We start from the raw sequence: 24,984 nt of genomic DNA, 5'->3' as shown, positions 1-24,984 counted from the left end.
CTCAGATGAACTTCATGTAATACATCCGGGAGGTCATATGTTGATAACCATGTCGTGAGTTATCAAATATGGCAACCCCGAAGTAATGCTCTTCACTTGTATTGAACTGAACATCATCCTCGTTGCCGGTGGTGAGATCTCTTGACAGCTCAGCTGTCCAGGTACCGTCCTTCCAGACAGCTCCAAATTGGATGTCAGCCCGGCTACCATCTGGTGTCCTGAGAATCCGCTCCGGGACTACAGCATCCACAGCTTCATATTTAGACCAGTAAGTGACAGCATCTTCGTCGCTCACACCTGTGTTTTCATCTCCGATAGTTTCGCCTGCATCGATCTCAGATTGAGTTAGAATCATGGCATCAGTAAAATCGGTCGGGTCCTTTTCCATATATTTTGGACGTGACTTGTCTGCAATACGGTTATGTGAATATGCACTGGTTCCTTCATCACCATAACGCCCACCGTCTTCTCCATTGATAGTATCGTTTGCCCAGACATCAACATACTTGTCATCAGCGTACCCGATCGTAGAGATAGTTCCAGCAACAACCTCATGAGTGTCCGGATCTACCGTAAGGCCTAAACTTGTAGCTGAAGTCAGTCCTGCACCTCTTCCTGCTTTGCTATGCCACATATCCGCTCGTCCGCTCTTCAACCAGGAATCATCAATGATGCCATGGGTACTGACATGAGGATCAGTGTCTGTTGGATAATAGATATGGCATTTAGCCATACAGCCCCCCGTATCATAGGGGTCACCCTGGATCTCCCCGATAGGCCAGAAGAAAGAGATACGATCTTCGGACTGTTCCGGATCTTGTTTCACCCATGTTCCATCAATGAATGACCATGAACCACCACGGGTGAAACTCGCTGTTGGATCCGGCCAGGTCGCCAGGACGGTCAGGTGAGTGGCATTATAAACAGCTTTTAGTGTAACTATTGTATCGCTGTCATAGGCATGGCATCCAGCACAGTCACTAATGCTTGCTGGGTCCTGGGTGTCATATGTCTCACCAAGTGGCACGGTCAGTTCCGGGGCATCAGCCCATAGTTGATCCACGTCACCATCTACTACTGGCACATTCGTGACCTTGATCACATTCAGTTTGCTTTGATCGTACAGCTGTTCTGGTCCTACCTCCCCCTCGTCCTCAACACAGCCGGATGTTAGTATTATGATCACAGCCAGTATCACTATGATTGCTTTACTTGCATTTCTTGATACCATTATCTTTTTCTCCCCACTTTGTTGGCACTTACACCTGAATTTACACCGGTGTTTAGTTACTCAACAATTTAATTATAGGCAAAATATCTCTGTAATTGATTATTGATATTTACCATTCAAAAATATATGTGTATGTCAGTTTAAACTTTGTGCTTTGATTTTCTACTAGTTTTTACCCCTTGATCATATACTCTGCTTGAATCTGAATGCCTGAGAGCCATCAACACCGTTGGTGGTGAAAAGGGTTTGGAATTCACATATCCTATCAGTAGCGGAAAACGGCAAGCTACTCCGAGATGATACTTAAATGATCATCTCATTTTTCATTCATGAGGAACAATTTCATGGAAACTGTTTAAGTTTTCAACAGTTGTCGCAATAGCATAACTATATTCAATGGTTTCCAGAGCCACAATCGAATTTATTCCGTGTGAGAAGAAATCATATAAAACAGCAACAATATCTCTAAATCATGAAATACCAGAACGAAGAGTTTGAAGCAGAAACCTTTAAGGATATTGATCTTACATACGTATCTTTCAAAAATTCAAGGTTTATTGATTGTGATTTTGAAAACTGCAACTTATCAAACGTAGATCTGGATAACACCAAATTCCAGGATATTAGATTTAAGAACTGCAAAATTCTGGGATTGGACTTTTCAAAATGCAATGACTTCATACTCACTTTTGGATTTGAAGACTCTTTTCTTTCCCTGTCTGTGTTTTCCGATCTGAAATTAGAAAATACGAATTTTACCAATTGCCAGATATATGACTGTGATTTTGTAAATACTAACCTTACAAGAGCAAATTTTGAGAACTCCGACCTTAAGAACAGTCTCTTTAGAAATACAAACCTGAGCTTTACATCTTTCAGGAATGCAAAGAACTATGATATCGACCCAAATAACAATTTCCTGAAAAAGACAAAATTTTCTATCCCTGAAGTTATCTCCCTTTTAAATATCTATGATATTGAACTGGAATGAACAACTGCTAACCAAAGCTTAACAACTTTCCAGGTTCTATTAACAATACCTTAGAGCGCCTTCCAGTTTAAAATTGTCAGTTCTCCATGTCTTGTTGTGAGTGACCTATCACGATAACCATTCCTATGAGTTGTTCGTGTCATACTTCTTTCGTGTTTTCCTGCACCCGATTGTTCAATTGCTTCTTGTTCCATGACTTGTTTAAGAACCAAGTTATGAGAAGTTTTAGTGAACCATTGCTATCGTTAAGATAATCTGATATTAAGTCGTAGAGTTCCATTGTCCTGTATCCTTTATTGGTTGTTAGCGCTCTAACAAAGGTACAGGACTAATTATAATTTACAGCAATTTAGTGACGCTATCTGGTAAAGCCTCTAATCGGCAATATAGGATTGGGAATGGATATTTATTAACAAGATTAAGAGGAATGTAGAAGTATTCCGGAGGCAGACATGAATGAGCATGAAGGACTAAAAGAACAGCTATATGAATTGGGTATAAAGTACGCCGAAAAGAAAGGATACAGACTGAATCCTGATAAGGAAATACTCGACACTGTAATCGATGGGCTTGCTGAAAATAAAGAGAAATACGGTAAGAGATACTGCCCATGTCGGATTGTAACAGGCGATGAGGAAGAGGATAAGAAGATAATATGTCCATGTATCTACCTCAAAGAAGAGATCGAAAATGATGGGATGTGCCATTGTGAACTTTTCTTCAAAAAAGATGAGGATGAATAATAATTAGAATTTAACCAGCATCAATTCTATGTGAGATTATAAGGCTTGTCATTATAGAATTTAGGTTTCAATCTCTTTATTTAAGCTTAAATTATTGTAGGGAAATGTTGCAGTTCGACCAAGCATGTCAGCGTAGTTGTCTACAGTTGTGATGTATGGTCTCGTGATCATCTTCTCAACTTCACGTAGGGTGCCATCCTTTTCCATTTGAATTATCTTCCTGATCTGACTCACTCGATCGATTACGACCTTTTCGTGTAACCTATATCCCTGCATATTCATTGCGAAAATCCATCCGCCCAAATGTTATATTTCAGCTGATTTGGGGATTTGATTGGCTTGATGGCAGACCGGTGGATTTTCCGGGACAGTAAATTTAATGGGGCAATGTGGTCGGAGAAAGACATTGAACTCTGGTAAGGTTGCTCCGCCTTTTTCACCCCATGCTGTTCCTCCCCCGTACCGTCCGAGTCGAACTCCGTTCGACACTAAGGAGTAGAAATAATAAGAGATTTTGATTAAGGTGAAAAATTAGTACATATATTTCTCTTGATGAAAAATATTTGGAAGGTATAAAAAATTACACTCCACTGTTTATTGCAATCATCCCTTTGAAAAAACGCGGGGAGAGTGATATTATTGCATATCAAATTGACAAAAACGTAGGGTTATTGGTGTTACTTACATCCCTGACTTGTTGTGCGATAAGAAAAGGAATGAAGTAAAAATAAAGCCAAAGCTTATCGAAAAATAAATCGTAGAATAGTAATTTAATGACAGTGATCAGGGATCGATTTGCCGACTTCATTGGGCGACCCTGTCCCGATGTCTGAGGTCGATCTAAAGGATTTACAAATGCCATACAAACCTTGAAAGATCATGGGCTTTTATACCCAATGGCGTTCTACCTTCTGACTCACTGCCACACCGTACCATTTATAGTACGGTAATAGAGTATATGTTTTAAATCTATTAATTGATTTTGATATACAACATGGTAACAAAAAAGAAATTGGAAAATCATAAAAGAAAATAAAGAGAACAAGATCAATGAGCTTAGTCCTTAAGAGCAGCAATAAGCAACTCACGAACCTCAGGATGTTTGGTTTTCCAAGATACGTGATGTATCGGATTTCCAGATATTATACTCCACCTTGTATCAAAGTCATTTTCTTTTTGCATATTCCTTTGATAATGTACGTTCTCTTTTAATACCACTATTCAGTTCCAGCAACTACCAGCAGGTAAAGCAAATGCAAACAACTTGTTATTCACCGAGTGGCAAAATCGTTTTACCGAATTTTTCATTTATTATTTCAGCCAGTGCCAAATAGATCGCACTAAGACCACAAACAATCCCTTCATAACCAGCGAACTGCTTTATTGCTGCACTTCCTGTAAGATCGGATATGGCCAGCAATATGAATAACAATGCCAATGTTCCGAAAACGATTTGCAAGGCCCTGTTAGCTTTGAAAGTTCCTATAAACATTCCAAAGGTAAACAATCCCCACATGAATAGATATGCTGACATTTCGATTGCGCTTGGAGCGTCTCCCAAGCCTAATTTTGGTGCAATCATTATGAATACTAAAGTGAGCCAGAATGCTCCATATGAAGTGAATGCTGTTGTCCCAAAAGTATTACCTTTTTTCCATTCCATGACCCCTGCTATCATTTGAGCAATACCTCCATAAAATAGGCCCATAGCTAAGATCATTGATCCCAGTCCAAACAATCCTGCATTATGCAAATTAAGCAGCACCGTAGTCATCCCAAACCCCATCAATCCCAATGGTGCCGGATTTGCCGTTGTGTCCTTGATTACACTTTCATCCATACTCACACTTCTTAGAATTTATTATTAATAAAATTATAGTATAGTTTAGGGATGGTGTGGATATAAACAGTATCAGTTATTGGCGCTTAACTTTAGAGAATATCAAATTAGCTCATAAATCCCCCAATTCTAATTTGATATTCTCTATAATCTATATTCTTGAACCAATAGTCGTATTTATTCTAAAAATAATATATGATATGGGAGTGTTGTGACATGATCGAGCTGAAGAAAGTAATTTGTGTTCTATTGATCTTCGTCCTGTTCTTTGTAGTTGCAGGGTGTGTTCAACCAGAAGATATTGCCGAAGACGAAAAGGGACTAGTTGAGGAACAGGATCAACTGGCTTCCCAAAGAGAATTTACCTCTGCACAGGTCTATTCAGCCATCGAGCTGATTGAGGAGGAGGGAGAGCAGGCCTTTCCACAGTTCAGGGAGAAGAACGGTCAGTGGTTCCATGATGATTTCTACATCTTCGTCTGGAGAAACGATGGAATACGTGTGGTATATCCACCCGATATCAGCGGTGAGGGGCAAGACGTGAGCAATCTTGAAGACTTCAACGGCAAACCAATAGGCCAGATGTTCATAAACATGACCCAGGGCGAAGAAGGTGAGGGATGGATTGATTACTACTGGCCAAGACCCGGTGAGACAGAACCCTCAAAGAAATACACATTCATCAAGGGGGCATCCTTTGATAACCAGACCTACATTGTGGGATCAGGGTTCTACTTGGAGGATTAAATAAAACAAGGACATGAATACCTCTCTTTCACACGAACATTGAGAGTGAACGGCTTATCACTCTTGGCGTCTGCTTCATGTAATGCAAAGTACCCTTGGAGAACTCCATCTTCTTCCATTCAGAATTTGTCCGTGGTGAGAGTGTTACTGTGCTTCAAAATGAAAGATAAGATAAAATTCATACTAATCCCTTGCAAGAGTAATTAAAAGGTGATATAACACTTATATCCATCAAAAGCCCAACGAAAGGCTCAATTGTAAATCCGAACCTGCAAAACCAAAGCTCTTCATCGCGAAATTCAAAAGAAAATGAACATGGTGGGCCCGAGGAGATTCGAACTCCTGACCCCCGCCGTGTAAAGGCGATGTCATAACCGGCTAGACCACGGGCCCATCTTTGCGAATAATGCACATCTATAACCGTCATCATGTAAGTGATAAGGGACGTGCATCCCCTTAATGTCATTAGTGGTATATAGCTTTTTTGTGTAGGGGATGGGCTGTGCAGGAATGAATCACAACCATTAATAATCAGTAATGCATAATTGGGTAGCATGACCGATAGTAATGAGAATTCTGAAATAGTCCAGCAAAGCAAGCAGCTTGAAGAGTTCAAGGTTGACCTCAACTACAATGAGGAGATGGGGCAGATCATTATCTGGCTTCCGGTCGGGGGGCATGACATGCGTATCATTACCAGTAGCGAGGATGGAATACGGGATTGTGTTTTTGTCCACATGCATCCGAGTCCTGAAAAAGCACAGGAAGCCTATGAGAAATTTGGTACTGCACATGACATCAGGAATATGTTCTGCATCAGCGGCATTGGAAAGAAATGTAAATAATATTAGAACAAACTAAAATTTGAATTTGAATTACCCATTACCTAGTACCTCATAAATTAACCAACCTTTAAGAGGAAGCCTGTCAAATGCGAATCGGAGTATATATCTGCCACTGTGGATTGAACATTGCCAGTGTCATCAACATGGATGCACTGCACAGGAAAGTCGAGGAGATGGAGGATGTCACGCTTGTAAAGGACATCCAGTTCATGTGCTCTGACTTCGGGCAGGAGCAACTGATCGAGGACATCAAAGAGAACAACATCGACAGGATACTGGTAGCAGCCTGCACTCCGAAGCTCCATGAGACCACATTCAAGCGCGTCCTCGAAAAAGCAGGGATCAATCCATATCTTCTGGAGATAGCTAACATCCGCGAGCAGTGCTCATGGGTACACATGCACAACCATAGCATGGCCACCCAGAAAGCCTTTGACCTCATCAAAATGGGCGTGGCAAAGGTCAAGCTGCTGGCACCATTGCAGATCCGCAAGTTCAAGGCTAACAAGGACGTCCTTGTTATCGGTGGCGGTGTTGCCGGTATCGAGGCAGCCCTGACACTTGCAGATGCCGGTACGCACGTCTACATGGTGGAGAAGGAACCTACCATCGGCGGTAAGATGGCATTGCTCAATGAAGTATTCCCCACCAATGACTGTTCTATATGTGTGCTGGCACCGAAGATGACAGATGTGCAGAACCATCCGAACATTGAAATGCGGACATATTCCGAGATCACTGACATCTCCGGCTCAGTAGGTAATTTCAATGTAAAAGGCATCCAGCACCCCAGGTATGTCATGGTCGATCGCTGCAAAGGGTGTATCGATGAATGTTCACATGTCTGCCCGGTAGAGATACCTAACCCATTTGACAGCGGCCTTGGCAAGACAAAGGCCATCAACATGCCTATCCCGCAGGCTGTCCCGCAGTCGGCTTACATCAACAATGAATACTGTGTTGGCTGCGGACTTTGCAAACAGGCCTGCCCGGCAGATGCAATCGATTTCAGCCTGAAGGAAGAGGAGTTCTCGTTCACAGTCGGGGCTGTGATAGTCGCAACCGGTTACCAAGGGTTCGATGCAAAGCGCAAGGAAGAGTATGGTTACAGTGTCTATCCGGATGTCCTGACCAATATGGAACTGGAGAGGCTGCTCAATGCATCAGGACCAACACGCGGCAAAGTAGTCGTACCATCCACACGAGAGATTCCGAAGAAAGTTGCTTTTATCCAGTGCGTCGGTTCCAGGGATGAGACCGTTGATAATCCCTACTGCTCCCGGGTCTGCTGCATGTCATCCATGAAGAATGCACAGATGATAAAGGAGCGCTATCCTGATACCGATGTTACCATTCATTACATTGACATACGTGCTGCCGGCGAGATGTACGAGGAATACTATGTACGCACGCAGTTAATGGGTGTAAATTTCATTCGCGGGAAAGTCGCTGAAGTGCAGCTTGACACGCAAGGACAGATGAAGCTCAGGTACGAAGACACGCTCGACTGTGCAATCCGTGAGGAGCCTTACGACCTTGTAATTCTGGGAACCGGAATGGAAGCCAGCACCACTTCAGATCCGATCGCAAAGATGCTGAATCTCTCAAAAAGGCCTGACAGGTTCTTATCCATCGCACACCCAAAGATGAGACCAGTGGATGCTCACATAAACGGTGTCTTTATCGCAGGCTGTGCTTCAGGACCAAAGGAGATACAGACATCGATCGCACAGGGAAGTGCATCTGCTGCAAGGTCCACCCGCCTGCTGGCAAAGGGCGAGCTTGAGAACGATCCTTTCAGTGCACATGTCGATCCGGAAAAATGTATCGGCTGCCGCATATGTGAGAACACATGTAATTTCAATACGATCAAGGTCATAGACGGGAAAGCAGTGGTTGACGAGATCTCCTGCCAGACATGTGGTTCATGCAGTGCATCCTGTCCCACAGATGCCATTACCATGCCCCATAGCACTGACGAACAGATCATAGCACAGATAAGGGCAGCCCTTGAGGTAAAGGATGAGTTCCCGCTTATCATTGCGTTCCTCTGCAATTGGTGCAGCTATGGTTCCGCTGACCTTGCAGGAACATCAAGGATACAATATCCGACTAACGTCAGGATCATCAAAGTTATGTGCGCCGGACGTGTCGACCCGGATTTCGCACTGGAAGCATTGCAGGGAGGCGCTGACGGAGTGCTCGTTACAGGTTGCCGTCTCGATGAATGTCACTACATCCTCGGCAACCTTGATGCAAAACACAGGATGGAGAATCTCAAAGAAGTACTCGATGAGATCGGGCTGGACCCTAAAAGACTGCGTTTGCAATGGATATCCGCAGCAGAAGGAGAGAAATTTGCAAAGACCATCGAGGATTTCGTTGACGAACTTACAGAACTCGGTCCGGTGGGTTCCGAGTTGCCGGAGGTGCAGGAGTGAGCGACGAAGAAAAGTCCATGACCGTCTCAAGAGAGATGGACATACAGGGCAACCACATACTTTACAAACTGGTCTCCGACAGGTCTGAAAAAACACTTGATTACGATTACAAGAGATGCGTGGGATGTGGCATCTGTGTAAGGATATGTCCCACAAAAGCACTCGAGCTTGGACCTATCAAGGAAATAGCCACCGGTATGGATGCACCACCTGTGATGATGGACCTTGATAAATGCACCTTTTGTTCAATGTGTGTAAACTTCTGCCCTGTAACAGCACTGGAAATGAGAACGGAAGGAGATTTCCCTGAAGAGGAACTCTATCCTGTGCTGGAATACAAGGTTGAGATGAACGAGAAATGCGTACCTTGTTCCCTTTGTGAAGCATCATGCCCCGAGGATGCCATTGAGCTTGAATACACATTCCCGAAAAAAGAAGAGATAGCACCTTTAAAAGAGAACGCTGAAGGCGAGATCGAGATAGATACCGAGAAATGCAATCTCTGCGGCATATGTGCAGCTTTCTGTGACGCCTTCCTCATGCTGGAAAAGGAACCTACAGCAGCCGACCCCATGCCCTTTGAACAACTCATTGTGGACGAGGACATGTGTGACTACTGCATGCTCTGCCAGGACATCTGTCCCGAGGATGCAATTCGTGTAAAAGGAGAGCGTCCCTGCGAACCTCCTGTGGTCTCAGGACATGTGACGGTAGATGATGATAAATGCACACGATGTGGCTGGTGTGACGCAGTCTGCCCATATGATGCGGTTGATCTGCTCAAACCTTTCGAAGGTGAGCTGGTCCTTGTCGAAGAACATATCGAAAAATGCGACACACAGGGCTGTCATGCCTGTTTTAATATCTGCCCATCCCACCTCTGGTACGTCCCGGAAGATGGAAAGAAGATCGCAGCAGTACACGATCTTTGCACTTACTGCGGAGCCTGCGTCAATGCATGTCCCGTGGATGTGATGAAAGTTGCACGCAGCAAGGTAAATCATACTGATATACCCGATACACCCTGGGCATCTGAGTGGAAGGACGCCATTGATTCACTCCTCACAAAAGAAAGAAAGCGACCAGATATTTCAAGGGCACTTGAGATTGAAAGCGAGCCACTGAAAGAGCATGTGGATATCGCGTTCCCGTATGTCGATGAAGAGATGATGGGTAAAGTTTTCGACAGGATGGAAAAGGCAAGGGATGTCCTTACCAAACCAAAGTTCAGGAGGATCCTGAACAAAGGTGATGCAGAGGATATCCACAGGTCCATGGAAAAGTAAGATCTAAAATCAGAAAAGTTAAATTATGGAATGATCACTTTTTCAGGAAACAGATGCCATCCTGTTTCACGGGGTCTGCTGATATACAGGCATAAGAACTGCCTGTGCCATCAGGCACATCTATCGTCTTAAGATATTCCTGAAACCATTATTAAGGACGATACCCTTATACCAGTGAACAGATAGCAAACAATACTTTTATAACGCCTAACACATTTTGTTGTCTAGATTGTGACAGAGTAATTTTTGGTGATACTTTTATGAGCAAAATGATCGACTACCGTGAACTTGGACTAAAATGCGGACTTGAGATTCATCAGCAGCTGAACTCAAAGGAGAAACTCTTCTGTAGATGCCCTACTAAGATACGTGACACGGATGAGTCGAACTTTGAATTCTTCCGTTACCTGCGCCCTACTGCAAGTGAGATGGGGGAGACCGACAGGGCAGCACTTGAGCAGACAAAGGTCAACAGGAAATATATCTACAAAGCATACGACAGCACCTGCCTTGTGGAAAATGATGAGGAACCACCTCGTGAACTTAACAAAGAATCGCTTGACATTGCATTATCAATTGCAAAGCTATTGCACATGGTACCAGTGGAGCAGCTCCACGTTATGCGAAAGATAGTTGTGGACGGATCAAATACAAGCGGATTCCAGAGAACTGCTTTCCTCGCAGGAGGCGGACACCTCGACACATCTGAAGGAGATGTAGGTGTCGATGTCCTTTGTGTGGAAGAAGAGGCTGCACAGAAAATAGAGGATGCAGGCGATTCTATCATATACTCACTTGACAGACTTGGCATCCCGCTCGTGGAGATCGGTACAGCACCTGACATAATCTCACCGGCCCATGCAAAAGAGACAGCTGCCAATATCGGCATGCTGCTCCGTTCTACCGGTAAGGTAAAAAGAGGTCTTGGGACCATCAGGCAGGATGTTAACATATCCATTGCAGAAGGAGCCCGTGTGGAGGTCAAAGGTGTCCAGGCTCTTGATCTTATCGAAACTATTGTTGAAAGGGAAGCCGAGAGGCAGGTCAACTTGCTTGAGATACGCAGGTCCCTTCTGGAGAGAGATGCAAGTGTCCATGAGGAGATATTTGATGTGACCGACCTGTTCAGGGAAACAGAATCAAAGGTCATAAAGAAATCACTCAAGAAAGGAAAGGTACTTGCAGTTCTTTTGCCCGGATTCGCAGGACATGTGGGAATGGAAGTACAGCCCGGAAGACGTCTGGGTACCGAGTTTTCCGACCGCGCAAAGACCTCAGGCGTAGGTGGCATATTCCACACTGATGAACTGCCCAATTATGGTATAACCGAAGATGAGGTCGCCTCATTGCGTGATTTCGTCGGTGCAAAAGAAGGAGATGCTGTCGTCATGGTAGCAGACAAAGAGAAACGTGCCTGGGGTGCGATGGAGAGTGTGCTGATCCGTGCAAAGGAAGCACTGGAGTTCGTTCCGGAAGAGACCAGACGTGCACTTCCTGATGGTAACAGCGCATACATGAGACCACTTCCAGGTGCATCAAGGATGTACCCCGAGACAGATGTACCACAGGTGGAGATCAGGAAGGATTACTTTGACACTATCGAGATCCCTGAGCTTCTAACTGAAAGAGCAAAGAGGTTCAGCAAAGATTACGGACTCAACGAGGAACTTGCAGAGAAGATCGCATATTCACAGGACCTGACACTTTTCGAGGAATTGATGAGCAGGTTCAACAATGACAAAAATGTCACTGCAACTCTTATCGTAACCACACTCACAGGACTTGTACCTGAACTAAAACGTGATGGTGTGAACGTTACTAACATTAATGATGAGCATTTCAAACAGATGTTCGAGATCATATCTTCAGGTGACGTCGCCAAAGAAGGTATCGAACAGATACTTCGCTATGTTGCAAAGAAACCAAAGGTCAATATCAGAGATAGTCTGGAAGATCTTGGACTTACAGGCATTGACACATCACAGATCGAAGAGTTTATCACAAAGATCGTGGAAGAAAGACAGGACTTTGTGAAAGAAAAGGGACCAGCAGCCGTAGGACCTCTCATGGGAATTGTAATGGGAGAGTTCCGTGGGAAGATTGACGGAAAAGTTCTCAGTGAACTCTTGAAACAAAAGATTAATGAGTGTATTAATACATAATATTCATTAGATATTATGACACTTGGTAGAAATAACACTGGTACATTAGTCTTAAAGATTGCATTGATCGCGTCAATTCTATTGATATCAACGGCTTTGGCAGGTGCTGTAACAGTAGAAGAGACAGAACAACTGACCTTTGAAGTCAACCAGAGATCACCTGCGTGGAGTCCGGATGGGCAATTGATAACTTATTCTTCAGAGCAGGCCATCTGGGTCATGAATGCAGATGGATCTGACCAAACAAGGGTATATGATACCATTGCATGGGAAGGAGAGCCTTCTTTCAGTTCAGATGGAAAATTCATCTATTATGCTACAGAACATGTTCAGCCATTCTCTTCCAAGTTCATCAGTATACGTGTGGTAGAACTTGCTGACAAAAGCAATACCTCACAGATAACGGAAAATGCTGATAAAAGGGAACCCGTCATGAGTCCTGACGGAACAAAGATAGCATATCTGTCCAAGGTCTCAGGCAACTATGACATCTGGGTAATGAACCCTGATGGTAGTGAGAGCAAGCAGATTACCGATTCAGCCAGTGATGAAGGGGCACCCTCCTGGTCACCTGAAGGTGAAATGCTGGCATATTCACTGGAAGGTAACCTCTGGACCGTCGAACTTAGTAACAGGGTTCCGGTAATCCTCAGGAATGACACTTTTGAGAACACACATCCAGTGTTCAACCCTGACGGATCAAAGATAGTATTTGCATCTGACAGGTCTGGAAATTCCGACATATGGGTCATGAACTCAAATAGTCTAGGCATAGAACAGATCACATTTGAGAATTCGACTCAAATATACCCTGCCTGGAATCCTGAAGGCGACAAAATAGCATTTGCATCGAACGAAGGTGGTGACTACAACATCTGGACAGTTACACTTTCAGACACCGAGAAGCCAATTGAGTTGGGACTGGACAAGGAACTGATAATGGAAGAAGAAGAGTTCGATCTCGTAAAAGAAATCGAAGAGTTCGTACTATTATCACCACTGAGAACACTCATGATACTGTTTGCAGTGTCAATGGTCATTATAGTAATGTTCCTCAGAAACTTCCTGAAAGGACTGTAAGAACAGTCCTTTAATTTTCCTTTTACGTATATTACCTTTTATTATCCTATTATATTAGAAGCAAGAGTTCTACCAATCATATCTGTTCTGAAAGTTCTAGATTCCATCGTAACGCTTATAGCCTATTCATGACATGTATTCGCAGGTTCGGATGATGTCTGCAGTAATAGGATTAGAAGATGGAACAATTTTAAAAGGTACTGGTTTCGGTGCCGAAGGTATCGTTTGCGGAGAACTTGTTTTTACTACCCAGTACACAGGATATGAGGAGTCTCTTACAGACCCGTCCTATACTGGTCAGATATTAATGTTCACGTACCCTTTGATAGGGAACTATGGTGTCAATGATGAAACATTCCAGTCCGACGGCGTAAAGGCCGAAGGTCTTGTGGTAAGGGAAGCCTGCCTTTCTCCAAGTCACCACCTTTCCACGCGTAATATTTACAAATTGATGGAGGATGAAGGTAAGCCGGGGATATCCGGTATTGACACACGTATGCTTACCATCGGTACCAGAGAGCATGGTACCATGCGTGCTGCACTGATAAACGGCAGCGACGATGGTGAAGAAGCAGTCAGGCTGGCAAGAGAACAGCCCGATATTTCAAGCCTTGATCTTATCTCAAGGGTCACCTGCAAAGAGCCTTACACAATCGAAAGTCAGGTAAAGACCGCTGACAAAAAACACGTTGTGCTCTTTGATCTTGGTATGAAGAAGAACATCTCCATGAGCCTGTTGAAAAGAGGCGTTGATGTTACAGTAGTGCCTGCCAACACACCCACTTCTGTGATCGAGGATTACAACCCGGATCTGCTCTTCCTTTCCAATGGCCCGGGAGACCCACAGAACGCACAAAATGCCATTGATGTTGTTAAGGACCTGGCAGGAACAATGCCAATATCAGGCATCTGCCTTGGACACCAGGTGATCTCAAGAGCACTTGGAGCAGATACATATAAGCTCAAATTCGGACACCGCGGAGCAAACCAGCCGGTCAAGGACCTGGAATCTGGAATTGTCCACATAACATCACAGAATCACGGTTTTGCTGTTGAAGGTGACTCATTTGACGATACTGATGTGACTGTAACACAGATCAACACTAATGATAATACAGTCGAGGGAATCGAACACAACGATCTTGACATCTTCAGTGTCCAGTATCATCCGGAAGCACATGCCGGACCAAGGGACACGGAAAAGATATTCTTTGGAAAGGTCATGAAAGCTATGGGAGGCAGGGTATAATGACAAAACGGACAGATATTAAGAAGATCCTGCTGATAGGTTCCGGACCGATCATGATCGGACAGGCAGCAGAATTCGATTTCTCAGGAAGCCAGGCTTGCAGATCATTAAGAGAAGAAGGATACAAAGTGGTCCTTGTAAACTCCAATCCGGCAACTATCATGACCGATCCGGAGATGGCAGATGCCGTTTACATCGAACCGCTTGAAGCAAAGATAATCGCTAAGATAATCGAAAAAGAAAGACCTGACGGTATCATTGCAGGTATCGGCGGCCAGACCGGACTCAACCTTACAAGCGAACTCGCTGAGATGGGAGTTTTCGAAAAGTTCAATGTCGAATTACTTGGAACATCTCTTGAAGCCATCAAGAACACTGAGGACCGTGAACTCTTTAAGAAAAAGATGGAAACTATCGGTGAGAAAGTACCTAAAAGCGTGGCAGTTTCCACACTTCAAGAAGCTGAGAAAATTATCGATGAACTTGGATTACCCCTTATCATCCGCCCCGCATACACCCTTGGAGGTGCCGGTGGCGGTATCGCATACACAAAGGAACAGCTTCTCGAGATAACAGAAAGAGGCCTGCGACGCAGCAGGATCAATCAGGTCCTCATCGAAGAGAGCGTTCTTGGATGGAAGGAATTCGAATATGAAGTAATGCGTGACTCCAACGATACCTGTATCGTTATCTGTAACATGGAGAACCTTGACCCAATGGGCGTTCACACAGGTGAATCCATTGTAGTGACACCTTCCCAGACACTGAACGATATAGAACACCAGATGCTGCGAACAGCAGCTATCAAGATCATACGTGCTTTTGGTATTGAAGGTGGATGTAACATCCAGTTCGCTGCCAAAGATGGCGAATATAGGATCGTTGAAGTGAATCCACGTATCTCAAGATCATCAGCTCTTGCATCAAAAGCAACAGGTTACCCTATTGCCAGGGTCACAGCTAAGATCGCGATTGGCATGACACTTGACGAGATACTCAATGATGTCACCAAGAAGACGCCGGCATCCTTTGAACCTACCATCGACTACATTGTTACAAAAATACCAAGATGGCCATTCGACAAGTTCGTAACAGCGGACAAGACACTTACTACTGCTATGAAAAGTACCGGTGAAGTAATGTCCATCGGACGTACCATTGAAGAATCACTTCAAAAAGCCGTCCGCTCTCTTGACATCGACATGAAGTTAGGAAGCAAGAAGTGGGATCAGGCAGAGGTGATCACCCTGCTGAAAACACCTACAAGCGAACGACTCTTTGTAGTATTCCATGCATTGAAGACCGGAATGAGCATTGAGGAAGTCTCCGAGCTTACAGGTATTGATGTATTCTTCATAACGAAGATCAACAATATCATCGAAATGGAATCGGATCTTGAGAACAAGCTTTTCGCAGGCGAGCTGGATAATGATATGCTCAGGTCTGCCAAGAGAATGGGATTCACCGACGATCGAATCGCAGAGCTGACAGGTAAGGCTCGAGAGGAGATCACTGACCTGCGTCGCAATAATGAGATCACCACCACCTACAAGATGGTAGATACATGTGCTGCGGAATTCGCTGCAGAGACCCCTTATTATTATTCATGTTATGAGACTATGTGCGAAGACCAGCCAACCGACAGGAAGAAGGTCCTGATCCTCGGCGCAGGTCCGATACGCATCGGTCAGGGTATCGAGTTCGACTACTGCACCGTCCACGCTGTCACAGCCATCCGTGAGGAAGGTATTGAGGCACATATCATTAACAACAATCCGGAGACAGTATCAACTGATTACGATACATCCGACAAGCTGTTCTTTGAACCTCTGACACTTGAAGATGTCATGAACGTGATCGAACGCGAGAAACCATACGGAGTGCTTGTCCAGTTCGGTGGTCAGACATCTGTCAACCTTGCAATGCCACTCCAGAAAGAGCTTGATCGTCGTGACGATATCGATACGATAATCCTCGGAACCTCTCCGGAAGATATCGACATGGCAGAGGACAGGGAGAAGTTCAACCTGATGATGAACAAGCTTGATGTCGCACAGCCTGAAGCAGGTTATGCAACATCCCAGGAAGATGCAATTGAGATCGCATCACGCATCGAATACCCTGTACTGGTCAGACCATCATATGTTCTCGGTGGACGTGCAATGGAGATAGTCTATGAGCAGTCAGACCTTGAACGTTATATGAGAGAAGCAGTTCGTGTTTCTCCTGAGCATCCAATACTTATCGATGACTTCCTTGAAGGCGCGGTCGAGATCGATGTAGATGCTGTCGGTGATGGAAAGGAGGTACTTATCGGTGCTATCATGGAACACATTGAAGAAGCAGGTGTACACTCCGGTGACTCCGCATGTGTGATCCCACCATATTCACTCTCCGAAGAAACACTCGCTACAGTACGTGATTATACCCGTAAGATCGCACTTGCGCTCAATGTAAAGGGACTTATCAATATCCAGATGGCAGAGCAGAACGGAAAGGTCTATGTGCTTGAAGCAAACCCACGTTCCAGCCGAACGATACCATTCGTATCAAAGGCTGTCGGACTTCCACTTGCCAAGATAGCTGCACAGGTCATTATCGGACATACACTTGAAGACCTTGGCTATGCAAACCATGATGAGATACCTGTGAAACATTACTCCGTCAAGGAAGTATTACTTCCATTCGACAAATTGCCAGGCGCAGATCCTGTGCTCAGCCCTGAGATGAAGAGTACCGGAGAGGTCATGGGAGTTGACTATGATTTCGGACGTGCTTTCTTTAAGGCACAGCTCAGTGCAGACAATATCCTGCCACTTAGCGGTTACGTTTTCATGTCCATCAGGCAGAACGACAAGGACGCCTTTGTTGAAACTGCCCGTAAGATGCAGGATGCAGGGCTTAAGCTGATCGGTACTAAAGGTACTGTGAACTTCCTTGCTGAGAAAGGCATCAATATGGAAGCAGTGATGAAAGTGCATGAGGGCAGTCCTAACGTCATCGATATGATGCGCAGGGATGAGGTGGCACTCATTGTGAACACACCAACAGGAAGGCAGTCACGAAATGACGGATACAACATCCGCCGTGCAGCAGTCGACTTCAAGGTACCGTATATTACTACGATCCAGGCTGCAAAAGCTGCGGCTGATGCTATTGTCTCAATGAAGAAGGGAGACATTACCATCAAGTCCATCAATGAATATCACAAAGATATCATCAGGAACTAATTATCATTTAAAGGAAGCTAAATATCATGTCAAAGAAAGTAGTACTTGCTTATTCCGGAGGGCTGGACACATCCATCTGCATCCCGCTCCTCAAAGAGGAATACGGATATGACGAGGTCATAACAGTAGCAGTCGATGTGGGACAGCCAAAGGAAGATGTCGCACAGGCAGAAGAGAAGGCACAGAAGATCAGTGACCTGCATTTCACACTTGATGTTCGCGAGGAGTTCGTGAACGATTACATCTTCCCTTTGATAAGAGCCAATGGTGACTACGAGGGCTATGTTATGGGAACATCCATCGCACGCCCACTCATCGCCAAAAAGGTCGTCGAGATAGCAGAACAGGAAGGTGCTGTTGCACTGGCACACGGCTGTACCGGAAAAGGCAACGACCAGCTTCGTTTCGAGGCTGTGTTCAGGCTCACTGATATGGATGTCATCGCACCTATGAGGGAGATGAACCTGACCCGTGAATGGGAGATCGAATACGCAAAAGAACATGGCATACCAGTAGGTGTGACCACTGCAAAACCATGGAGCGTTGACGAGAACATCTGGAGCAGAAGCATTGAAGGCGGAAAGCTCGAAGACCCGGGATACATCCCACCTGAGGAGATCTACAAGTGGACAGCTTCACCTGAAGACGCACCAGAGGCACAGACCATCGTGATCGGTTTCGAGAACGGTGTGCCGGTATCACTTGATAATGAGAAGATGGACGGTGTGGAGCTCATTGAGAAGCTGAACGTCATTGCAGGCACACACGGTGTCGGACGTACTGACATGATCGAAGACCGTGTCCTCGGACTTAAAGCACGTGAGAACTATGAGCACCCTGCAGCAACCGTACTCCTTGCAGCACACAGGGACCTTGAGAAATTAGTGCTCACACGCTCTGAACTCAAGTTCAAGGCAATGGTCGATGAACAGTGGTCTGAGCTTGCATACTACGGTCTTGTGGACGAACCACTCTACGATGACCTGAATGCGTTCATTGACAAGACACAGGGACGTGTCAGCGGTAATGTTACAATGAAGCTTTACAAAGGAAGCCTCACCATCCTTGCAAGAACCTCACCGGCTGCACTTTATTCAGAGGAACTTGTGTCCTTTGATGGAACAAGCATCGACCAGAAGGATGCCGAAGGATTTGCAAAATATCACGGATTCCAGGCACGCCTGTTCAGGAAATTCGTTGACAAGAACTAAAAATAGTTTGTAAGTATGCGTTTATCGCATACTAACATTTTCATTCATTCATTCATTCATTCATTCATTCATTCATTCTGCATTTAAACCTGAAATTATCCATTCAGGAAAGCATCAAGCCTTTTCATTCCTTCTTCAATGTTCTCCAGGCTGTTGGCATATGAGAACCTGATATATCCTTCCGCACCATCGCCAAAATCAATTCCCGGAGTGACAGCCACCCCTGCTTCATCCAGTATTGTGCGGCTCAGTTCAAGAGAGTCATTTCCAAACTCATGGGCATCAGCAAGTACATAGAAAGCTCCCATTGGTTCGTATCCCACGTTAAACCCGATATCTTGCAGCCTCTTAAGCATGTATTTCCTGCGTTTGTCATATGTGGCCACCATTTCATCAACATGCTCCTGCGGGCCACGAAGTGCAGCGATACCTGCCTCCTGGACAAAGCTGTTGGCACATATGAAGAAGTTCTGCTGGAGCTTTTGCAGGACCCTCATGCAATCAAGAGGTGCAATGAGATATCCAAGCCGCCATCCTGTCATACAGTATTTCTTGGAAAATCCATTGAGAACAAAGGCATTGTCAGTATACTCAAGTATGCTGTGATCCTTTCCGCCATAAACAAGCCCCTGATAGATCTCGTCCGAGATGATTGGAATGTCCCCTGCTATTTCTGCAATTCCCTGCATGTCCTTTGATGGCATTACATAACCCGTTGGATTGGAGGGACTATTGATCAGAATTGAACTGCTATCAGCATCAAGATTCTCAGACACAAGCTCTGGCGTCAGACCAAAACCATTCTCTTCGGATGTGTATGCAAAATTCGATGTGCAACCAAGAGCACTGACGAAATTCGGGTAGCAGGCATAATGTGGATTTGGCAGGAGAACCGTATCCCCCTGATCAAGCAATGCCATGAAGGTCAACATCAACGCAGGACTTGTCCCGGATGTCACAAGGACCTGCTCGGGAACAAGTTCAAGCCCGAACCGGTTGTTATAATCATCCACTATGGCACTTCTCAGCTCATACAGGCCCTGACTATGAGTGTAGCGGGTGTTACAGGCTGCAAGTGATTGGTTTGCTGCATCACAGATGTGTGGTGCTGTTGGAAAATCAGGTTCTCCGATCTCAAGATGAACAATGTCCCTGCCGGATCGTTCCAGTTTCTGGGCACTTTCCAGCACTTCCATGACATAGAAAGGAGGTATGTTCATGGATCTTTCAGATAGCAATAAAGAGGCAGGTGGATGTGACATTCTTGGTAGCTCCTGATCCTAAGTTCTTAATATGTATGCTCTTGAGGTTTATTTAAGGATAGCTTATAATACATATGAGAGAAGAAAATGTTTTTGAACAAAAAATAAGGGAAGATAACAAGATGACAAAGATCACCGTCGATTCAGTAATATGTGGATTTACCCATACAATAAACGGGAAGCTGAACGATGATAAGATAATAATCGATATCGAAAGCCCATGTGAAAAGATAAAGGGATTTTCCCACATGGAGGTCCCGATGATGGAGATATTCGGGATCGATGATAACTATGTCATCAGGAAAGCAAAAGATGCAAAATGCAGTTCTACCTGCCTGATCCCATGTGCAGTACTTCACATGTGCAGCCTGGAGGCAGGCTTCATGTCAAAGAACCTGGCAGAGAACTCCGGAAGTATCAGCATAAATTTTGAACCTTGAAGATCCTCCCCGCCACAAGCCAAAGAATATCTCATTATTCTTTGCAATATTCCTTTTCATCAGCAAGACAGGCTTCATATAACTGTTCACGAAGGTCCGGCATAGCTGAAAGTGCACGGGCCCAGTCAGGCATGAGCACATCTGAAGGATGCTCAAGGTAATCCTCACCTGCCCTCCTGATCACATTTGCAAACATATCAACATATAGTTCTTCCTCGTGTCTGTTATAACATAGACCATTGCAAAGGGCATCAGCATGATACCTGCGTATAAGGTCCTGTCCAAGGCGCTTGTATTTTACATGGATACCATGCAGGTAAGAAGGTGAAATTATATTATCCGTGGATTCCGTTGTGATCCTCATAAAGGTCGTGAAAATATCACCGACCATTTTGCATAGACCTTCGGATCTATTGGAACCTATGTCCTGATGCTTGTGATCATAGTAACCAAGATCTGTCTGACACACTTTTTTAGTTGTTGTGTTTCTATAGACCTCTGCGAGAAGACCTACTTCAAGTCCCCAATCTGCAGGGATGCGTATATTCATCGCAAGATCACTGGTCATTGCAAATTCACCTGCAAGAGTATACCTGAAAGCAAGAAGATACCGAAGTATGTCCGCCTTGGAATCCATTTGCAAAGTATCGAGCAGAGGACGGATGAAAAGCCTGAAAACACGACCATGCATGGTCTTCTTTTCCATGTTGATCCTGGCATAATATCCTTTATTGAAAAAGAAGTTAAGTTCAGGTTCCACAACAGGATATAGCAGTTTTGCAGGGAAATCCTTTGAATAAGTGACAATATCAGCATCATGATAAGCAATAGCATAGGAATCAAGAGTGGCTATTCCCGTAGCTATCCAGACATCTTTTCCTTTACCTTTATAGGATGTAAGGTCAATTCCCATCTTTTTCATTGTGAATAAGGTATGCTGGATCCTTGGACCGTCACACCAGACCACGATGTGAGGTACATTCAATTCCTTGAAAAATTCCACCACGTGAATATACTGTTCCGCATTTTCAGCTGCAAGAGCAATAACAACCTGATTAACGCACGTACCCTCATTGAGGTTGGAAATTATATTCTTAAGAGGTGGATTGTTAACCTCCTCATACAAAATAGGAATAACGAGTGATGCAGGTCTGCGACTCTTAAGTTCATTTATTCTCTTGATAAGCCTTTCTTTATCAATACTAAAATCATGAATTGTCGTAATATATTCTTGATAGAAATCCATCTAACTCCCCAGTAGATCTGATAGCCTACAAAGCATTCATAACCCGGGAAAAGGACTGCTCGAAATGCATTCCCCCAACTGTAGATGCATCCCAATATTCCCGTTTGTATGATAGGTTGAATATCTATATATAGGACATTCAATATAAGCTTTTATACGAACGGGAAATATAAAACTGGCAACGGTCGGTCGAAATATTAACATATGGCCGTATATTTTTTTAACTGCGGGCAGGGGGAACGATCTTGAGATATATCATATTTACAGACCTTGATGGCACTTTAATAGACCATGATACCTATTCATACGAGGCAGCAAGGCCTGCGCTTAGCCTGCTCAAACAAAAAGATATACCGTTAATATTCTGTACCAGCAAAACACGTGCAGAGATCGAGGTCTATGTTAAAGAACTGGACTGCCGCCATCCATTCATATCGGAGAATGGTGGAGGCATATTCATACCGGAAGAATATTTTGATATTGATCTGAAGTTCGACCACAAGCTTGGGAACTATAATGTCATAGAACTTGGGACCAGCTATTCCAAATTAAAAGATACACTAATTGAGATCAGTAAGAGCTCCGGTATTGAGATAATCAATTTCGGAAATATGACCACTGAAGAAGTAAGTGAGGATACAGGACTTGATCTTCACTCTGCGGGACTTGCAAAGATACGCGAATATGATGAGGTTTTCCGGATAATCGATGAGACTGAAGATAAAGCCTCCCGGATAATGGAACTCATAGGATCTGCAGGATACAACCACACAAGAGGTGGCAGATACTGGCATATAATCGGAAATAATGATAAAGGCAAAGCTGTCAGGATACTAAGTGATATCTACAAACAGCAGTTCACTGATGTTACTACAATAGGTCTGGGCGATAGCATGAATGACCTGCCAATGCTGGGATCTGTGGATATACCTGTTCTTGTACAAAAGCCGGGTAGTTTACACGATCCTTCCATAACTGATCCGAAGATAAAGCATGTAAAGGGTATCGGACCTATAGGGTGGAACAATGCGATCAGCGAGATAATCGAGAAGGGATCAGAAATTTAATAATAAGAGTCTAAAGGGGTACAGGGAATGACACGAATTGAGAATATGATATCAAGAGCCTTTTTGATAGGTATTATCAAGATGGTAGACAAAAACGGGATTCAGAACGCACTGGAATGGTTACGTGAGATCGGAGAAGAAATGGCTGAGATCGAAGGACCGGGATTTGAAGGTGCTCGCGAAGATGAGATCAACTATTTGCCGGTGTGTCCGTTCTCAAACACACTTCTTGATTTTATAAAGATCTACGGGGAGAGACCTTCACAATTCGTAGAGCTCATAAACCTTTCTAACAAGCAAATGATGGAAGCGGAAGACGGATGGGACTATCCGGCACTTACAACAGTCACAGGCATACTTCATCACAGCTACCTTAAGAGACGAGGGATGATGGCAGGTGTTGAACTTCTTAACGTGGGATCAAGATGTCCCCGAACCAACAATTTCGTCTACAACGAGAAAGCCCTTGAAAAGGCAAATATGACAAAAGAAGACGTTGATAAGTATCTAGAGAAAGCATATTACGTTTGCAAGATCAATTACCTTAAAAAGGAGTGAAATTCTTGAACCTGATCGAAGCTGAAAAACTCTACGAGAACAGCGTGAAGATCCTGAAGAACAACCAGCATGAAAAAGGAGGATTTTATGCAAGTCCGCCAGGAACACGTTATCCTTTTATCTACCCGAGGGACCACTCTGTGGCAATACTTGGCTGCATTGAAGCCGAGATGATGGATGAGGCCCGAAGAGGTCTTGAATTCGTCCTGAACTCCCAGAAACCTCTGGGAGAATTTTCCCAGAGATATGATGTTGACGGAAATGATGCCAGCTACAAGGACCTCCAGATCGATGGAAACGGTCTGGTCCTTTTTGCAATGGGAAAATATTTTGAAGCAACAGGTGGACTCTTCTTTGAATCAATGGCAGACAGGACTTTTGTGGAAAAGCACTGGGAAACAGTTAAGAAAGCCGTTGAGTTCATATTAATGAACAAGAACGAAGAGGTAGACCTGATCCATACCGTGAACAGCATCCATGAATATCCGGCCTACGAGCATGGCTTTGAGATCTATGCCAACTCTGCCTGTTGTGCAGGGATCCTTGCGGCAGTAAAAATGGGAGAGGCTCTTGGTGAAGATGTCGCCAACTGGAAAGCTGAGGCTGAAAAGGTCAGGGAAGCCATCCTTACGCGGATGTATAGCCCACGTAGGCGTTCATTTATCAAATGTATCCGTGTGAAAGAGAAAAGCAGCAACCCTATCGGATATGATGCTTTTGCATCAAGCGTCATCGATGTGGATGTTGTGGAATACGCACCTGCATACTTTGAGCTCATCGACCAGCATGATATCAAGAACCGTTATACGGTCAGGAGGATACACGATAACCTCTGGGACAAGGAAATAGGAGGTTTGAACCGCTATCCGGAAATATGGGACAGGAATAACGGAGGATACGGACCATGGTGCCACTTTACCTGCCAGCTTGCAAACCACTATATTGCCATTGATGACGAGGATATGGCAGAGATGTACATGGGCTGGGTACTGGATATGTCACACAACTATCTCCTGCCGGAACACATCTCGACAATTGAAAGGTTCGAGATATGGTATGAAGACTATACCAACGCAAAGATCCTCAGGGATAGTAAACTTACCATGATCGAGAATATACGCAACCATCCAAAATGGAAGGATGGAATGGCATACGTAACGATACCCCTTATATGGCCTCATGCAGAGTATATCAGGACTTACAAGAGCTATATTGAGAAGTTTGGATAAGAGAATTTATTTGCAGATAGTTCTTTGTAAGAGTAAAAGTTGTGCTGGCATCTTACCGACATCTCTCGGAAAAATGTCCTGCACTACTTTCTAATTTATTATTTTATTTTATTTTATTTTATCATA

General features: G+C 44.3%; 20 protein-coding genes, 1 tRNA gene and 1 pseudogene. 15 read left to right on the top strand and 7 right to left on the bottom strand.

Features of this window, described 5'->3' with window-relative positions; all coding sequences use genetic code 11:
* Window position 1: 1 nt before the first annotated feature.
* Complete coding sequence (locus tag BMX02_RS09095; RefSeq protein WP_091690379.1) at window positions 2–1,231, bottom strand: ethylbenzene dehydrogenase-related protein; 1,230 nt, start codon at window positions 1,229–1,231, stop codon at window positions 2–4.
* A 472-nt stretch (window positions 1,232–1,703) separates the two neighbouring features.
* Here BMX02_RS09095 and BMX02_RS09090 point away from each other — a divergent pair, with 472 nt between their 5' ends.
* Window positions 1,704–2,222, top strand: coding sequence for a pentapeptide repeat-containing protein (locus BMX02_RS09090; RefSeq protein ID WP_091690378.1), 519 nt, complete (start codon window positions 1,704–1,706; stop codon window positions 2,220–2,222).
* A 71-nt stretch (window positions 2,223–2,293) separates the two neighbouring features.
* Here BMX02_RS09090 and BMX02_RS09085 read toward each other — a convergent pair.
* A pseudogene (locus BMX02_RS09085) lies at window positions 2,294–2,502 on the bottom strand (transposase); the annotation flags it as partial.
* 172 nt (window positions 2,503–2,674) lie between these two features.
* Between BMX02_RS09085 and BMX02_RS09080 the strand changes: the two are divergent.
* Entirely contained in the window at window positions 2,675–2,965 is a 291-nt protein-coding gene (locus tag BMX02_RS09080; protein ID WP_091690377.1) for a ferredoxin-thioredoxin reductase catalytic domain-containing protein, read from the top strand.
* A gap of 60 nt (window positions 2,966–3,025) precedes the next feature.
* Here the strand turns inward: BMX02_RS09080 and BMX02_RS11935 are convergent, their stop codons facing one another.
* Window positions 3,026–3,172: a hypothetical protein gene (locus tag BMX02_RS11935; RefSeq protein ID WP_167879328.1), complete on the bottom strand. Its 147-nt coding sequence runs from the start codon at window positions 3,170–3,172 to the stop codon at window positions 3,026–3,028.
* Between the two features lie 1,060 nt (window positions 3,173–4,232).
* The gene (locus BMX02_RS09070) at window positions 4,233–4,805 is read right to left on the bottom strand and encodes an acetate uptake transporter (RefSeq protein WP_091690375.1); all 573 of its coding nucleotides are present in this window, start codon (window positions 4,803–4,805) and stop codon (window positions 4,233–4,235) included.
* A gap of 216 nt (window positions 4,806–5,021) precedes the next feature.
* Between BMX02_RS09070 and BMX02_RS09065 the strand changes: the two genes are divergently transcribed.
* A complete protein-coding gene (locus BMX02_RS09065; protein WP_167879327.1) occupies window positions 5,022–5,552 on the top strand; it encodes a cache domain-containing protein in 531 nt (176 codons plus the stop codon).
* A 316-nt stretch (window positions 5,553–5,868) separates the two neighbouring features.
* Here the strand turns inward: BMX02_RS09065 and BMX02_RS09060 are convergent.
* Window positions 5,869–5,945, bottom strand: a tRNA-Val gene (locus BMX02_RS09060).
* 161 nt (window positions 5,946–6,106) lie between these two features.
* Between BMX02_RS09060 and BMX02_RS09055 the strand changes: the two genes are divergently transcribed.
* The 8 genes from BMX02_RS09055 to BMX02_RS09020 all read left to right on the top strand — a co-directional run bounded on the left by BMX02_RS09055 (window position 6,107) and on the right by BMX02_RS09020 (window position 19,056).
* Complete coding sequence (locus BMX02_RS09055) at window positions 6,107–6,397, top strand: hypothetical protein (RefSeq protein ID WP_091690373.1); 291 nt, start codon at window positions 6,107–6,109, stop codon at window positions 6,395–6,397.
* A gap of 86 nt (window positions 6,398–6,483) precedes the next feature.
* Window positions 6,484–8,838: a CoB-CoM heterodisulfide reductase HdrA2 gene (gene hdrA2 / locus BMX02_RS09050; RefSeq protein ID WP_091690372.1), complete on the top strand. Its 2,355-nt coding sequence runs from the start codon at window positions 6,484–6,486 to the stop codon at window positions 8,836–8,838.
* Window positions 8,835–10,124, top strand: coding sequence for a 4Fe-4S binding protein (locus BMX02_RS09045; protein WP_091690371.1), 1,290 nt, complete (start codon window positions 8,835–8,837; stop codon window positions 10,122–10,124). The genes hdrA2 and BMX02_RS09045 overlap by 4 nt, the downstream gene beginning before the upstream one ends.
* Before the next feature lie 260 nt (window positions 10,125–10,384).
* Window positions 10,385–12,286, top strand: a complete 1,902-nt coding sequence (gene gatE, locus BMX02_RS09040) for a Glu-tRNA(Gln) amidotransferase subunit GatE (RefSeq protein WP_091690370.1) — start codon at window positions 10,385–10,387, stop codon at window positions 12,284–12,286.
* 15 nt (window positions 12,287–12,301) lie between these two features.
* Entirely contained in the window at window positions 12,302–13,366 is a 1,065-nt protein-coding gene (locus BMX02_RS09035) for a DUF5050 domain-containing protein (RefSeq protein WP_091690369.1), read from the top strand.
* Between the two features lie 151 nt (window positions 13,367–13,517).
* Entirely contained in the window at window positions 13,518–14,615 is a 1,098-nt protein-coding gene (gene carA / locus BMX02_RS09030; RefSeq protein ID WP_091690368.1) for a glutamine-hydrolyzing carbamoyl-phosphate synthase small subunit, read from the top strand.
* A complete protein-coding gene (carB, locus tag BMX02_RS09025) occupies window positions 14,615–17,845 on the top strand; it encodes a carbamoyl-phosphate synthase large subunit (protein WP_091690367.1) in 3,231 nt (1,076 codons plus the stop codon). The genes carA and carB overlap by 1 nt, the downstream gene beginning before the upstream one ends.
* A gap of 26 nt (window positions 17,846–17,871) precedes the next feature.
* Window positions 17,872–19,056: an argininosuccinate synthase gene (locus BMX02_RS09020; RefSeq protein WP_091690366.1), complete on the top strand. Its 1,185-nt coding sequence runs from the start codon at window positions 17,872–17,874 to the stop codon at window positions 19,054–19,056.
* A 95-nt stretch (window positions 19,057–19,151) separates the two neighbouring features.
* On the opposite strand, the gene BMX02_RS09015 is transcribed toward BMX02_RS09020, so the two are convergent.
* The gene (locus BMX02_RS09015) at window positions 19,152–20,318 is read right to left on the bottom strand and encodes a pyridoxal phosphate-dependent aminotransferase (protein ID WP_091690365.1); all 1,167 of its coding nucleotides are present in this window, start codon (window positions 20,316–20,318) and stop codon (window positions 19,152–19,154) included.
* Between the two features lie 122 nt (window positions 20,319–20,440).
* Between BMX02_RS09015 and BMX02_RS09010 the strand changes: the two genes are divergently transcribed.
* On the top strand, window positions 20,441–20,758 hold the full coding sequence (locus BMX02_RS09010; RefSeq protein ID WP_091690468.1) for a DUF6951 family protein: 318 nt from the start codon (window positions 20,441–20,443) through the stop codon (window positions 20,756–20,758).
* A 34-nt stretch (window positions 20,759–20,792) separates the two neighbouring features.
* Here BMX02_RS09010 and gpgS read toward each other — a convergent pair whose 3' ends face one another.
* Window positions 20,793–22,004 carry a glucosyl-3-phosphoglycerate synthase gene (gene gpgS / locus BMX02_RS09005; RefSeq protein WP_091690364.1) on the bottom strand — a complete coding sequence of 404 codons (1,212 nt, stop codon included), beginning with the start codon at window positions 22,002–22,004 and terminating at the stop codon, window positions 20,793–20,795.
* 245 nt (window positions 22,005–22,249) lie between these two features.
* Here gpgS and mpgP point away from each other — a divergent pair, with 245 nt between their 5' ends.
* From mpgP to BMX02_RS08990, 3 genes are read left to right on the top strand one after another with little or no spacing between them, the layout of a single operon-like run.
* Window positions 22,250–23,071, top strand: a complete 822-nt coding sequence (gene mpgP, locus BMX02_RS09000; RefSeq protein ID WP_091690363.1) for a mannosyl-3-phosphoglycerate phosphatase — start codon at window positions 22,250–22,252, stop codon at window positions 23,069–23,071.
* Between the two features lie 27 nt (window positions 23,072–23,098).
* Complete coding sequence (locus BMX02_RS08995) at window positions 23,099–23,629, top strand: hypothetical protein (protein ID WP_091690362.1); 531 nt, start codon at window positions 23,099–23,101, stop codon at window positions 23,627–23,629.
* Between the two features lie 5 nt (window positions 23,630–23,634).
* A complete protein-coding gene (locus tag BMX02_RS08990; protein WP_091690361.1) occupies window positions 23,635–24,858 on the top strand; it encodes a glycoside hydrolase family 15 protein in 1,224 nt (407 codons plus the stop codon).
* Window positions 24,859–24,984: the final 126 nt, after the last annotated feature.

The sequence above is a fragment of the Methanococcoides vulcani genome (assembly GCF_900111645.1).
GTDB classification, from domain to species: Archaea; Halobacteriota; Methanosarcinia; order Methanosarcinales; family Methanosarcinaceae; genus Methanococcoides; species Methanococcoides vulcani.
Note: the sequence above shows the minus strand (reverse complement) of the source record. Positions and strands in the feature narration are given on the sequence as shown.